This is a genomic window from Paenibacillus sp. GCM10027626, assembly GCF_042676285.1.
GTDB lineage: Bacteria > Bacillota > Bacilli > Paenibacillales > Paenibacillaceae > Paenibacillus_Z.
Genome location: NZ_JBHTHC010000049.1, coordinates 1 through 12,249, shown reverse-complemented (window position 1 = coordinate 12,249; position 12,249 = coordinate 1). Strand labels below are relative to the sequence as shown.

Sequence of the window (12,249 nt, the reverse complement as noted above, 5' to 3'; positions counted from 1 at the left end):
TCCTTTCCCGGCTACTGTTCCGGCGTTGTCTAGTAGGTCTTTAATTAGATTAAGAAACGCAAGCGGTGGATTGAAAATGGAATCTATCATGTTGCGTATTGGCACGGGCAGTATATCCCACATTAGCCATCCCCTCCCCCGCGAGCAGATAAAAGCCTAATAGCTCCTACAGCTGTTAGAACCCAAATTATGAACATTAGTACATAAGCTATCTTGTTCAGCTGATACGGCTCGAGCGCTAAAAAAACCTCTTGTATCGGTTTGGACCATGCCCCGTGATTCGGCGGGGCTGGCGTCCAAATTAATCCACCCAACGTCTTAAAAAGCCCCATTACAAAGCTGTACAGTAGCTTGCCGATCGCAAGCAGCACCTTGACCAGCATGACCACCAATTCCCCGACTTTGTACACAAAATAAAAAATCAGGGCTACTACAATCAGAATGGGTTTGAATATTGCTTTAAGGACAACAATCAATCCGTCGAATAGGCTTTTAAACAGGTCGCCTAAAAAATCAAGGCTGACCGAGAACAGGTTTTGAAAAAAACTCGAGATGTACCCAAGGAATTTGGCTACCATTTGAGTTTGAAGGGATTGCCCTGTTTAATTAATTTAATGAGCAATCCAATTGTCAAATCGGCAATTGATACGCCGCTCAAAATCAGTAATAACGGGGCAATAGCCACTATGTAGGGCATTGCACTGGATACTAAATTACCGTCCATTCCTCATCGTTCTCCCTTCTCTGCCTTGTCGCTGCTCTCGATTAGATATCGTTGGCTGCCGTTTCGTCTGGCTGGATGATCGGGTTTGGGTTGGCTGCCGTTGCTTCCGGCCAGCTCCGTTCCCCTTGGCTCTCGCTTCACGAGCTTCGCGGGCTTTCCGTTCTTTTTCCGCGGCTCGTTGCTCAGGAGTCAAATAGTTTACCTGTTTTGCCCAGGCGTCACGTTCTTTAGTTTTCCCTATACGGGTCAAGTAATCATACTTGTCGTCTCGCGCCTTGTTGAGTTTCCGTTCCTTCGCGCGTCTCTCTTTTTCTTCCTCTGATAATTTGGGACGGCCCTTCCTTTTCTTTTTCTTTGGTGGCCGAACCTTTTGCATAATCCAAACGGGTATAGACAGGATGGTTGGGCTGAAAATAATCCCTAAAACAAGAATCACCCAAAATTTAAATTCCCATAGAAAATTCACCCCGGTTTTAATGGCATCATCAATATCGATACCACCGCCGCCACCGTCGCCGCCGTCTCCACCTTCACCGCCACCCGGAAATTCGATCGAATTGTTGGCCCTTGCCTTTGCTGGAGGAGAAGACTTGTTATGTTCTTTTCCGCCAATGATAGCAGCTACTTGATAGCCGTATTCCGTTCCCTTTTTAACGTCAGAATCTACATAAGTGCGAACATCCCCAACCGTTGCAATTAATTTGCCATCACGATAAATGCGGTAGCCGGTTGCATCTTCTACCCCGTCCCATGTGACCGTTATCGTGGGGCCAGACTGCGCCTTCACGTTTCGCGGTACATCTTCCGTAACATCCGGTTTGATGTTTACACTGTTAGACCGGGCTGATTCATTGCCCGCGGCATCAAATGCCGTCACTTGAAACGTATAATTTTTTCCGTTTTCCAGTTCAGTAATATCAGCCGAAAGGGTGTTTCTGTTTAAAGTTTTTACATGTTTGTCGTTTTGATAGATTCTATACCCTTCAACCCCAACGTTATCGGTGCTGGCCGTCCACCACAAACTTACTTTTCTATCACCTGCCGTACCATTGAGTACGGGAACAGTTGGCGGCGTCAGATCGGGGGCAGTTGGGGTAAGAGTAATCACATTCGACTTTAGAGACTCGTTCCCTGATCTATCGAATGCGGTTATAAAATAGGTATAGCTCGTATCATTGACCAAATCGCCAATAGTCGCGTAATTCGTTTTTACATCAATTAACCGGATACCATTCTGATAAACACGGTATTTATCAAAATCTGACTCCGAATTTTTGCCCCATTGCAATTCAACCTTTTTGTCGCCAGCTGTTCCACTTAAATTTGACGGTGCAGCTGGCGGCTCGGTGTCTGGGACGGCGTATAGTTCAACCTCATAAACTTTAGGCGTTGTGTAAAGCAGCGTTATAGTCTTTACTTTGATAGGTTTAGGCCAATTTTTACTAACCGTATTTACTCCGGTTGATCTAAAATACGGATAGTCAACCATTTCGCCCTTGGCGTTTTTGAGTTCCACATACATTCCCGAGGATCCAAACTCGGCCTTTATCGTCATTGACTGGATATCGTGTTCCTCTGGCAATGTCGCTGTAACCGAATTGGCTTTCATTTCAAAATAGGTTGTTTGGTCGCCGTCCGTCGCTTCGGTGAATCCCGAAAACGGAACTCCTAATAAAACATTTTCGCCAGTTGCGGCGTTTGCATTGTTTGGTGTGCCAATAAAGGCAGCAAGCAAAAGAAAAACAAATGTCAGCCTTTTCACTTAGTTCCTCCTCCCTTTGGAATTGGAATAACAAAATCCCCGTTATCCGATGGCGTAGGCGGTGGCCCCGTTGTTGGATTTGGGACTGGTGGAGGATCATCTATTCCGCCCCCGGGCTTTGGCATTTCCGCTGGGGGCGGCCCATTGTTAGGCGCTGTCGGCTCAGGCATAACCGTTCCTGTGTTCGGCCTATCCGGCTCCTTTATCCCGTTTGAACTATTTTTCGGGTCTTTGGGATATACCATTGTCCCCGGCGGGCCATCGGCCTTCATAAATTTGTCCGGTTCATAAATTTCAATTGCTTGCGAACCATCCTCAACAGAGATAACAGGCCCCTTAGTAATGTCGTATTCCATGGCCCCGTCCTTAAAATCATCCGGCGCCGCAGGCTTGATATTAGCGTCAGGAACGCTTGTATCTATTCCCGGTATGTCTGGTCTAACGTTCGCCTTAATGACTGCCTTAGTTGGTGGGGCTGGTACGTCTCCCCAATAATCAGCGAATTTTTTTAGAAATTTCGATGCGATGTCGTCCCAATCAAAAGCGCCGCGAATCATATCGGTCAATTCTCCCATATAGGTATCCCACTCAGGACAAGCAAGTGTCTCCCGCAATTTTTTGCACACATCGCCACAGCCGCCGTCTTCCCCGCCGTTTCCGTTATCTCCGCCGCCTGTATCGTCATCCTCGGAATTACTCGCACATTTAGGCTGCTTTATTTCGGACGTTGGCATTTTCTTCGTCTTGCCGATCATTGTTCCATTGCTATCAAAGTAGCGTAGCTCGTAAATCCCGTTACATGTCAGCCAATGGATGCCTGTAGGCGGCTGGTTGTAGTCGCGCTTATAAAGCGTCCTGCCGCTGCTGTCGAGATAGTGCAGCTCGTAATGAGTAACCCCGGAAAGTTTCTCATAATCAACTCTATATTCGTCTTTATCCGGCACGTAGTAATGATTTGCATCAACGTCATGCAATAGATCAATATCCCCTGTCCAGTCCGCTGGAACGTTGGCCGTGTAGGTATAAACAATCTGATCCGGTGCCGATGCATCATCGACAGTCAGCTTTGTCAGTTTAACCATGACCGGGGCAGCTGCCGCAGATCGTACAAGCTTAACGCTAATTTTGTGAGGAGATCCGCTCGTCGTGGTCGTCCCAAGGCTAATAGGTTTATCCGGTCCGTCATCATAGCTGACAAAAAGCTTATCCGTAGCGGAATTAAATCCCTCAGCCACTAGAACAAAGCTCCTTATGATGCCGTCATTCTCTTTTTCATCCCCGTGGATTTCGGGGTTATAATACTTGTCCATGAGGTAATGTTCACCAGGGCCAGTAGCCCGAATGCCGTACCAATTATTTAAATCCTTGTTCATGGCCGCAGCTGCTATGCCTGTAATACTCAGACCAATTAGCAGCAGGCCCATGAAAGCAGAGAACAATTTTTTCATGGTGTCCTCAAAGATATAGCCCAGACAAAATACATGTCTGGGCTATATCTCCTTTCGTTCGAGTTTATTAGGATGATTTTTTCCCCATACGCGGCAGTTTGCCCATCAACCAAATGATGAAGCCGATTGCCACCGGGGCAAAAATAATACCTACAACCAACATTGTCCAGCTATCAAAAAGCCCCATGAAGTTGAAACCTGTAGCAATGGCATCAGTCGTCGTAATACCGATGGACGAATCACCAAAGGAAATTGGTGCTGCTCCTACAGCGGACGGCAGCGCGGCCAATGCAAGTGAGGCCCCGGCTACAGCAGTAACTTTCTTTTTCTTTTTGAAGATGTTTAACATCGTTAAAAAACCTCCCATGTGTGCTATATATGAGCAAAGGACAAGCCTTTGATACTCATTAAATCCGTTTGTATTCATAATCGTCATCATCTTTGTCCTGTTCTTTATTACGGTCAAACAGGTTTACGATGACCATTAGCAATACGCATGCAATCACAACCGCAGCCCCAAGCATGACAAATAACTGATTCTGCGTGAGAAACCATTTAGTATGGTCGAGCACTCCGGCGACAAACTCTTTACTGTTAAAGGGGCTATCTGGCAGCCTTGTCATGACCGTTTCCTCTTCATGAACAGGTCAACGAGAAAGCCCAGCAGCATGCCGCATAAGGCAACCGCAACCACGATCATGACAAATGGAGAACCACTGGCCGAAAAGTTACGGAACATCTGCCACATAAACGTCCAATCCCAAATATCCGATAAATTCATGCTATTTTGCCCTCCTTGATATGTATCCATATCGCAATCAGTGAAGAGATGAGCACCAATCCGACACCAAATACAAACAGGCTGAGCTGAAACGGCTTCTGGGACATCAGAATTCCTAATGCCGTCGCAAATACATCACTGGATATTAGACCGCCTAGCGCTTCGTCTGCCATCGGAGCGTCACCGCCTTCCCAACGACATACAGGAGAACGGCGAGAGTGATTGGAACACCAATCGCGTAAACTAAACCCTCCACCTTTCTACCTCCCCCAAAGCTTCTTGGTTATGCCGTTAATTATCAAGTAGAGCAGGAGCAAAGCTATAAAGGTGCTTACAACCATGTCGCCAATCGTTATTTCATATAAGACTCGCAAAACGCCGCCGTCTGGCGTTTGGATGTCCGCATATTGCGGAACTTCGCCCAATCTGCCCTCCCTCCTTTCAAAAAACAAAAAACGGCTGCGAGCTAATGCCCGCAGCCGTTACCTGTTATGCTCATACGAGACTAAACGTTTTCCGCACATTCGTAAATGTAAAAAAATACGAATTGCGAAAAAACGCACTAGTCGCTATGATGGTTAACAGGGATTCGGAGCTGAGAGAGCAGCTCGTTTCCTTAGCCTAGTGTGAGTGCTACCAACACTCGCAGCTAGGCGTTTTTTGTTTGACACTATTATTTGACTCAAACGCGAAAATTGTCAATATGGTGCATTTTTGGTATAGCTTGAAAACTCCCTAACCCCTTAGTTTTCCTGCATTTTAAGGATGAAAACTCCTATTCCATAGTTGCACCCTTTTATTCTGATTTTGGCGTTTTTAATCGAAATATAGTTCAAAATATCCAAATTAAATTTTTAATTTATATCAAAAGTACCACGAACGAATATTCTGGTCAATACAAAAAATTGTAATTTAGCCGCTTTTTTATCCCATGCCCCAAAAGAAAGATAACGGCGGCGCATAATAAATACCCATTTACTACGTAAATGATTTCTTTTGCTGTACCGTTTTATCGCAATGTAAACCCTTACGAAAAAGTTTGGCAAAAAATAAATTTATCCTTAGTAATCAGGTTTATCAAGGTTTTTACCCATTTTTTCAGACGAAAAAATGGACGAACGAATATTCTATCACAAAATATATGTTCGTCCTTTATGTTAAAAAAAAAAGGGGCTGCTTACTATTTATCGTTGTTATAAAGTTCATTTATTATTCGTTCAATGACATGTTTCGGTTTGCCTTCCTTGGCAATTTTTTCGATTACTTTTTGTTTCAAATTGATATGCACCGTTTTAACTTTTTCGGATTCATCTATACGCGGCCGTCCCAAAAACTAATCCCCTCCGAGACAGTCGCCCTTTTGTTTTATTTCTAGCATACAACAAAAAGGTTGATCATAGGGGGGGAACTTAATTTTTATGCTATTACTGGCTTATGGTTCGCTATCTCCTTGCGGACACTTGAGCAGACGGGACAAGGGGAAATCCTGTAAGCCGGAATCCATTCACCCTTGCTACCATGTCCGCAGTCGCTGCATACATGTTTTTCCCTTATGATCGGCCCCACCACCGTATGTAACTGGCAGCCTAAACAATATTGTCTGTAATAGCCTGTTTCGTTGCCGCAAACTTCACATTCCTCATGTTTCATTTTGTAATTCCCCTATTCCTTGATTTTCTTCTTTTATCGGCTTTAGTGCCTTATCGCATTAATGCCCGCGCCATGTCGATAGTCTGGATCTCGTCCAGCTCATCTATGTAAACATCAGCCCAATATCCCGCGGCTACATAATCGGCAAAGCATTCCCTTACGGCTGCTTCTGTCGCTGGCTCGTGGCCGTATCCGGCCGCGTCCAGCGCTTTACGGTACAATTCATTCAGCGCTTAATTCCTCCTTTATGCCTTCAAACGCTTGTTTTGCAGCTTCGTAACTCACATATATGGCTACATTTCTGCCCTTCTCTGTTATTTTCCAAAGGCTGTTTGGTAATGCCCACAGCTTATATTTACCGAAAGAATCCAACAAATCATTTTTATACGATGGCATATAGATTCCCCTCGCGTTACCATTCTTCGCGTTGCGAACGTTCTTGGTTTTCTTCATCGCCTTTCGTTTCATGATAACAATCATCGCATAAGTCCTGGTCATGTCCGTCCTCAAAGAATCGATTCCCCACCTTCGGGCCAGTCCTTCCGCACATTACGCATTTCATTTCCTTTCGCTCCCTTTCCCTTTTCTCCATTTCTTCAATGGCATAAAAACAGTCCATGCACACATTCAGCCTTTTGTTTTGGCCGTTAAAGTCAGATTCGACCGTCCGAAACTGCGGTTCTTCTTTGCATACTTCGCATATACTCATAAACAATTTTATCAACTCCTATATTCGGTCAAATTTGGCCGTATTCGGCCGTTTTCACTTCACGAAACACCCCTAAAATCTGGCCATTTTCATAAACCCCTAAACTCCCGTTTTCGCCGGAATGCTCCGGTTTGCGGCCCTACCTTGTTTCCGATTGGGCCGGACATCTGTACCTAATCCAAGGTTTTGTACATATGTCTCCATGTTCCTACGTATTCATTTTGATACTTTTCCTTGCTCATAAGCAGCTGTAATAAGTCCCATGATATGGCTTATTGTGCTTTTTTCGTAGCCAGATAACCAATGAATCGTTTGCAGTTCATCCTTCGTCAGCTCCCGACCAATCGTAGACTGAATACCTTCAACGAATGGTCTGTATTGACGTAGATGCCATTCTTCTAACGTTCTGCCTTCTGGATACCACGAATCTACTAAATCCTTTTCCAGCCACTCGACACGCCCATGCTTGTTAACGCCTTTATACTCTAAATTCATCTTATTATCATTCCCTTCCCCAAAATTTCCACCATGGCCGCTGCGCCTTCTCCCTTTCCTCCCGGCGCTGCTCTAATAGCAGTGTCAGCATTTCGTTCCGCTCATTCAGCCGCCGCAACGTCTCTCGTTGTATTTCCAACTGCTGGCGGGCTAAATCGTCCTGCCGCTCGGTCAGCTGCCGTAGCTGCTCCTTGATTTCTTCCAGCGCTTGTGGAGCATCTGGAACCATTTCCACTGATTGAACCGCCGCGGCCACCTCCTCCCCCGTCCGCAAATAATGCTCGATTTGCCGGGTACTATACCCCTGCTGCCGATGCATTTGCTGGATTGTACGCAATTTAGCAATAGCCTCCGGCCCGAACAAATTAAACCCGTTATCTGCCTTTTCTATGGGTATTAACCCCTTGTAATCGCGTAGCCAATTCCTTAGTACGCCCGGCGTTTCCTTTAGTAAGGCTGAAACTTCTTTTAGCTTCAATTTTTCCAAGCTTTCCACTCGATTTTTCACCACCTTAGTAAGAACTTTTATCTAAATAAAAACTTCGGTGGGGATGTCCTCGGCTCCTGCTAGCGGCTGCTGTCCAATTTTAGGGCAAGCTTGCGCATTTCCTCTAGTTCATCCTTGCTTACTTCTTCTTCATCTTGTGATTGGACGACTTCCATTTGCTGTTTACGCTTCGATTGCCCTTTCCCTTTTTTCACTTTCGATTCTTCTGCTGCATCTGTAGCTGCTACTTGAGCATTTGAGATTTCGTTTTGTACCGATACATTTAGGTAAGCTGCAAAATTTGGTGTTTTCCGTTTGGATACTCTTTTTACTACTTGGTCGAATTGTTCTCTTGTAATTTCGGTTTTATATTGCTCATAGATTGATTCAATAGTTTGCCTAGTATCATCATCATTATTAATAATTTGATTGTTCAAATGATTATGTTCTCTATCCGGTGACATGGTGTCACCCCCCCGGTGACATGGTGTCGCCCCCCCCGGTGACATGGTGTCGCCCCCCCGGTGACATGGTGTCGCCCCTGTATTTTCCTCACTTTTTGGAAGAGCAAGTTTGTACAGGTTGGCCGTTTGGCGGGCTATCCTTTTATTAGGGTCATATTTGTATTGGGCTTCTCTCGCTATGTATCCTTTTTCCTCTAACGATTTCATGACGCGCTGCACTTGGCGCTCGCTCAGACTGGCAAGCCTTGCGATCGTCGGCACCGCCGGGAAGGCTTCGGCTTTATGAGGATTAACAAAGCTGCGCAAAACGATATATACCATCTTTTCACTGCTGCTCAAGCTCTCGTCTTCCATCACCTGCAGAGGTACTACAAAAACCCTTAGATTGTCCGTTAATTGTTCGCTCATGTCACTTTTACCCTCTCTCCAAATGATTTACCATAAACTAACGCAAAAAAGCGCCGAAAGTCATAGCTTTCGGCGCTTAACATTTAGACAGAAATAGGATATACTTTACCTATAACATTCGGTTCCTGTGTTGCTGGGTAAAAGAACACTTGAACCTGTCTATGTGCTAATTGCAGTTAGCCATCGACTTGGTACGTAGCAAGTTTCCAGCTTGCTCGTACGGAAAACCTTCTGATAGTTTCCAGCTATCGGGAGGTTTTTTTATTATGGAATTGTTACTTTCCATATTAAACCTGTTTCCGTAGCTTGTCTATAATTTTCCTTAGAGCAAGATGTCGTATCTTGCTAGTATCTCTACCCGTAATTTGTCCGCGCGTCTGCTACAACGGATAGCTTCTATTTGGTTTTTTTCCTTCCAAGCTTGTTCAGACCTTGCCAAAAGCGCCCTGTAGGTGCTACCAGCCCTCTGAATTATTTCGACGTCCTTTTTATCCATCGGCACATATGGCCGCTGATATGGCCTTTGTAGGGCCTTAGAATAGAGCATATAAAACCTCCTTCTCCCCTCATTTCAACCTTAGAAACATATAATGCTGAACAATGGATAAATTCCGCTGCTCATAGGCGATATAAGACGCTATAAAAATCAGGACAACAAGCGCTGAAATCATCAGCGCAAACCCTACGGATTTCCCTTTTATGACGGTTCCTCCTTATTCGCAAGCCAAACGGTATTTTTCGATTTCCAGCGGCGTTAAATTGTCCTCCGGCACTATGTAATAAGTGCGGCCATAAATTACGACGCGCCGATCGGGGTCACGCCGTCTATGATGCAAACACGTAGACGGCAGTAAAATGGCTCCTACAGCTCTGGCAACGTCCTCCGCTGCCTTTATCGTTTTGAGCTGATAAAATTCGTCTACGCGCTCCCTAAAGCGCGATAGCGGCATTTTCGGGTACAAGTAGGCCAGCTTTCGCGGGTCCTTCTTGATCCTCGTCGGTTGTACTAATGATAATTCCATCATTCGCTTTAACCTCTTTTCGTCTGCGTTGTATACCGCGTAAATGCGCGGCTTCTAGCTCGTTCATAAACTTTACGGCAGCTCGCTCATTGTCAGGCAGCGGAAAACGGCTCACAAAGCTATAAGAATCAAATAGATTGAGTCGGTGAATCTGCTTCATCTTGCGTGCAGGAATAAACTTGCTGTGCAAGTATTTGCCGAACCGCCCGCCAAAATCCGCTTGAAAATCGTAGAAATCGTAATAAGTACCGCTTTTAACCTTACGAACAACAATCAAGATTTCAATAATCTCGCGAATCCGTGTATCCAGTCGGTTAACGGATGGAGTCGCGAATATCTGAATGCTCGCCATCTTGCGGACGAACGTTAGTAGCTCAGTAGCTAGAATGTTTTGGAACGATGAGAATCGCCGGCTATCGAACGTTCGGTGTGCTTCGTCCCATATACAGACAGAACCATGCGCTTCTGCTACTTTGAACCAATCTTCCGGGTCATCCATCCGCTGCGAACCGTATAGATCATAGTTACTAAACAGCTCTAAATCGCCGCCGCGGGCTTCTGTTGCGTTTTTCCATATCCAAGGGAATATACTTGCCGCGGTGGTCTTCCCGGCCCCCAGCGGCCCAACAATACCGATTAGATGCGGCATCTATTCTTTCCCCTTTCCTCCCGGCGCTACTATGAGCGGCCGCGGCGGTTTTGGTATCAGCTCCTGCATGGTATCGAGATAGACACTTGTTTGAGCAACTGCCTTTTTCCATGGCCCCGCTTTGTCATTCGTGCCGATTAGCCGATCGATAAGCCACCTATACGGGTTTTTCTCTCCATGCAGCCGTTCATTATTGCCTAGAGTCTCCAGCAAGATAGCAGCTCTTAGCTGCTCCTCACTTACGGCCTGTGCAACGTTCTCCATGTATTCGAGGACTTGTTTCACGTCGGATACATGCTGTACGTTGGGAAATAGGTCATCGGATAAAATGGATTGAATTTTGTCCTGGTTCCGCTGCGCTTCGGGATTAAACATTACTTAAAGATCACCGCCAGCAGCAGGATACCGATTAAGACATAAAGCAAAATGGCCCGGATATTAATGCTTGTCGGTTCCTCAGATGGTGGCTTCTGATAGTGGGTAACTTGTCGAAGCACGATAGACTTTTCCAGCTCGGCCAGCCGCTTGGTGTCGCTGATATAATCAGCGTCTGCATTAAGTACGAATATGCGGCCGGATGAACCAACATATGGTTTAAGATCGCCAATAGGTATGGCGTACTCCTGTGAAGATGACTCTGCATATACGGCCCGATCATCAATATCAAAGACCGTTGCAATGTCTGCTGTCCCCTCCTCGATGATGACCACCTGATCCCTATCAGGTACGGGCTTTCGCAGCTTTGAAACCATGTGCAGCAGCCCCCTTGCGTTTGATATAGCGCCATATGGCCAGCGCTGGTAAAGCTCCAAGGGTTATCCCGATGCCCAAACCTGCGCCGATTGCAACAAAGTAAGCAAAAACATCTTCCATGTGTGCGTTCTCCTTTTATAAAAAAATATCACCGAAATGATTTACTTTATAAAACAAACGTGCTATATTTGATTTATAAAGTAAATCAACAAACGAGAGGACGAATATCATATGAATAACCCATTAGAGTACATTCAAGCTTTAAATAAGGAATACGGAGTATCGTTGTCCGGTTTGAGTCCTATTCACGGCAGCCTCAAGAAAGTACCTAAAACGGCTGCTCGGATCGTCGTTGAAAACTTTGGAAATGGCTTAGGTCGCGTCCTATATGTCGACAATCAAAACCGACTTATCGCTAATAACATGGAGCCGCTAGTCGTTGGATTAGCGGAAGCAGCTGAAATGCTTGGATGGTCGAAACAGCAAGTAACTTTATATATCTCTCGCGATAAGTTTCCAGAGCCTTCTTTGAGACTTGCCAGCGGCCCGCTGTGGACTATCGAACAAATCGAAGAATACCGAGACGCTCGTAAATGAGCGTCTTTTTACCACCATTGCGATGATGACTTAACCCGTAAATACATATCCCAAGCGCTGCGGACAAGGAACAGTATGGCCAGCAGCACAACGGAAGTTAGTGCCGATTTGACAACAAGCTGCCATTCGCTTGGCAGATAGCCGAAAAATGAAAAGTAGTTATTTAGGTTTATTCCTTTCCCGGCTACTGTTCCGGCGTTGTCTAGTAGGTCTTTAATTAGATTAAGAAACGCAAGCGGTGGATTGAAAATGGAATCTATCATGTTGCGTATTGGCACGGGCAGTATATCCCACATTAGC

19 protein-coding genes are annotated in these 12,249 nt (G+C 45.5%); 1 reads left to right on the top strand and 18 read right to left on the bottom strand.

Features of this window, described 5'->3' with window-relative positions; genetic code table 11:
* Positions 1-122 precede the first annotated feature (122 nt).
* The 17 genes from ACFQ0N_RS38020 to ACFQ0N_RS37940 all read right to left on the bottom strand — a co-directional run bounded on the left by ACFQ0N_RS38020 (position 123) and on the right by ACFQ0N_RS37940 (position 11,472).
* A complete protein-coding gene (locus ACFQ0N_RS38020) occupies positions 123-578 on the bottom strand; it encodes a hypothetical protein (protein WP_379335671.1) in 456 nt (151 codons plus the stop codon).
* A gap of 135 nt (positions 579-713) precedes the next feature.
* Positions 714-2,486: a fibronectin type III domain-containing protein gene (locus ACFQ0N_RS38015; protein ID WP_379335669.1), complete on the bottom strand. Its 1,773-nt coding sequence runs from the start codon at positions 2,484-2,486 to the stop codon at positions 714-716.
* Positions 2,483-3,934, bottom strand: a complete 1,452-nt coding sequence (locus ACFQ0N_RS38010; RefSeq protein WP_379335667.1) for a hypothetical protein — start codon at positions 3,932-3,934, stop codon at positions 2,483-2,485. Before ACFQ0N_RS38010 ends, ACFQ0N_RS38015 begins: the two co-directional genes overlap by 4 nt.
* A gap of 67 nt (positions 3,935-4,001) precedes the next feature.
* The gene (locus ACFQ0N_RS38005; RefSeq protein WP_379335665.1) at positions 4,002-4,283 is read right to left on the bottom strand and encodes a hypothetical protein; all 282 of its coding nucleotides are present in this window, start codon (positions 4,281-4,283) and stop codon (positions 4,002-4,004) included.
* 58 nt (positions 4,284-4,341) lie between these two features.
* Entirely contained in the window at positions 4,342-4,557 is a 216-nt protein-coding gene (locus ACFQ0N_RS38000; RefSeq protein WP_379335663.1) for a hypothetical protein, read from the bottom strand.
* Positions 4,554-4,715, bottom strand: coding sequence for a PTS ascorbate transporter subunit IIC (locus tag ACFQ0N_RS37995; protein WP_379335661.1), 162 nt, complete (start codon positions 4,713-4,715; stop codon positions 4,554-4,556). The genes ACFQ0N_RS38000 and ACFQ0N_RS37995 overlap by 4 nt, the downstream gene beginning before the upstream one ends.
* Complete coding sequence (locus ACFQ0N_RS37990) at positions 4,712-4,888, bottom strand: hypothetical protein (RefSeq protein WP_379335659.1); 177 nt, start codon at positions 4,886-4,888, stop codon at positions 4,712-4,714. Before ACFQ0N_RS37990 ends, ACFQ0N_RS37995 begins: the two co-directional genes overlap by 4 nt.
* A gap of 87 nt (positions 4,889-4,975) precedes the next feature.
* Positions 4,976-5,140 carry a hypothetical protein gene (locus tag ACFQ0N_RS37985; RefSeq protein ID WP_379335657.1) on the bottom strand — a complete coding sequence of 55 codons (165 nt, stop codon included), beginning with the start codon at positions 5,138-5,140 and terminating at the stop codon, positions 4,976-4,978.
* Positions 5,141-6,415: 1,275 nt separating this feature from the next.
* Positions 6,416-6,586, bottom strand: a complete 171-nt coding sequence (locus ACFQ0N_RS37980; RefSeq protein ID WP_379335655.1) for a hypothetical protein — start codon at positions 6,584-6,586, stop codon at positions 6,416-6,418.
* A gap of 1 nt (position 6,587) precedes the next feature.
* Positions 6,588-6,863: a hypothetical protein gene (locus ACFQ0N_RS37975; RefSeq protein WP_379335653.1), complete on the bottom strand. Its 276-nt coding sequence runs from the start codon at positions 6,861-6,863 to the stop codon at positions 6,588-6,590.
* A 427-nt stretch (positions 6,864-7,290) separates the two neighbouring features.
* A complete protein-coding gene (locus tag ACFQ0N_RS37970) occupies positions 7,291-7,569 on the bottom strand; it encodes a hypothetical protein (RefSeq protein WP_379335651.1) in 279 nt (92 codons plus the stop codon).
* A gap of 7 nt (positions 7,570-7,576) precedes the next feature.
* Positions 7,577-8,065, bottom strand: a complete 489-nt coding sequence (locus tag ACFQ0N_RS37965; RefSeq protein WP_379335649.1) for a MerR family transcriptional regulator — start codon at positions 8,063-8,065, stop codon at positions 7,577-7,579.
* A 71-nt stretch (positions 8,066-8,136) separates the two neighbouring features.
* Complete coding sequence (locus ACFQ0N_RS37960) at positions 8,137-8,928, bottom strand: helix-turn-helix domain-containing protein (protein WP_379335647.1); 792 nt, start codon at positions 8,926-8,928, stop codon at positions 8,137-8,139.
* Positions 8,929-9,858: 930 nt separating this feature from the next.
* Positions 9,859-10,599 (bottom strand): ATP-binding protein, encoded by a 741-nt coding sequence (locus ACFQ0N_RS37955; RefSeq protein ID WP_379335645.1) that lies wholly within the window; start codon positions 10,597-10,599, stop codon positions 9,859-9,861.
* Positions 10,600-10,974: a hypothetical protein gene (locus ACFQ0N_RS37950; protein WP_379335643.1), complete on the bottom strand. Its 375-nt coding sequence runs from the start codon at positions 10,972-10,974 to the stop codon at positions 10,600-10,602.
* Complete coding sequence (locus ACFQ0N_RS37945) at positions 10,974-11,351, bottom strand: hypothetical protein (RefSeq protein WP_379335641.1); 378 nt, start codon at positions 11,349-11,351, stop codon at positions 10,974-10,976. Before ACFQ0N_RS37945 ends, ACFQ0N_RS37950 begins: the two co-directional genes overlap by 1 nt.
* Positions 11,320-11,472, bottom strand: a complete 153-nt coding sequence (locus tag ACFQ0N_RS37940) for a hypothetical protein (protein ID WP_379335639.1) — start codon at positions 11,470-11,472, stop codon at positions 11,320-11,322. The genes ACFQ0N_RS37945 and ACFQ0N_RS37940 overlap by 32 nt, the downstream gene beginning before the upstream one ends.
* 111 nt (positions 11,473-11,583) lie before the next feature.
* Between ACFQ0N_RS37940 and ACFQ0N_RS37935 the strand changes: the two genes are divergently transcribed.
* Entirely contained in the window at positions 11,584-11,949 is a 366-nt protein-coding gene (locus ACFQ0N_RS37935; protein WP_379335637.1) for a helix-turn-helix transcriptional regulator, read from the top strand.
* An 8-nt stretch (positions 11,950-11,957) separates the two neighbouring features.
* Here ACFQ0N_RS37935 and ACFQ0N_RS37930 read toward each other — a convergent pair.
* Positions 11,958-12,249 (bottom strand): hypothetical protein (locus ACFQ0N_RS37930; RefSeq protein ID WP_379335635.1); only part of this gene is annotated, 292 nt, incomplete at its 5' end.

Bases quoted from the DNA above. Each gene is read 5' to 3' on its own strand.
- ACFQ0N_RS38020 (WP_379335671.1), bottom strand. From the start codon at position 578: ATGGTAGCCAAATTCCTTGGGTACATCTCGAGTTTTTTTCAAAACCTG.
- ACFQ0N_RS38010 (WP_379335667.1), bottom strand. From the start codon at position 3,934: ATGAAAAAATTGTTCTCTGCTTTCATGGGCCTGCTGCTAATTGGTCTG.
- ACFQ0N_RS38005 (WP_379335665.1), bottom strand. From the start codon at position 4,283: ATGTTAAACATCTTCAAAAAGAAAAAGAAAGTTACTGCTGTAGCCGGG.
- ACFQ0N_RS38000 (WP_379335663.1), bottom strand. From the start codon at position 4,557: ATGACAAGGCTGCCAGATAGCCCCTTTAACAGTAAAGAGTTTGTCGCC.
- ACFQ0N_RS37995 (WP_379335661.1), bottom strand. From the start codon at position 4,715: ATGAATTTATCGGATATTTGGGATTGGACGTTTATGTGGCAGATGTTC.
- ACFQ0N_RS37990 (WP_379335659.1), bottom strand. From the start codon at position 4,888: ATGGCAGACGAAGCGCTAGGCGGTCTAATATCCAGTGATGTATTTGCG.
- ACFQ0N_RS37975 (WP_379335653.1), bottom strand. From the start codon at position 6,863: ATGACCAGGACTTATGCGATGATTGTTATCATGAAACGAAAGGCGATG.
- ACFQ0N_RS37970 (WP_379335651.1), bottom strand. From the start codon at position 7,569: ATGAATTTAGAGTATAAAGGCGTTAACAAGCATGGGCGTGTCGAGTGG.
- ACFQ0N_RS37960 (WP_379335647.1), bottom strand. From the start codon at position 8,928: ATGAGCGAACAATTAACGGACAATCTAAGGGTTTTTGTAGTACCTCTG.
- ACFQ0N_RS37955 (WP_379335645.1), bottom strand. From the start codon at position 10,599: ATGCCGCATCTAATCGGTATTGTTGGGCCGCTGGGGGCCGGGAAGACC.
- ACFQ0N_RS37950 (WP_379335643.1), bottom strand. From the start codon at position 10,974: ATGTTTAATCCCGAAGCGCAGCGGAACCAGGACAAAATTCAATCCATT.
- ACFQ0N_RS37945 (WP_379335641.1), bottom strand. From the start codon at position 11,351: ATGGTTTCAAAGCTGCGAAAGCCCGTACCTGATAGGGATCAGGTGGTC.
- ACFQ0N_RS37940 (WP_379335639.1), bottom strand. From the start codon at position 11,472: ATGGAAGATGTTTTTGCTTACTTTGTTGCAATCGGCGCAGGTTTGGGC.
- ACFQ0N_RS37935 (WP_379335637.1), top strand. From the start codon at position 11,584: ATGAATAACCCATTAGAGTACATTCAAGCTTTAAATAAGGAATACGGA.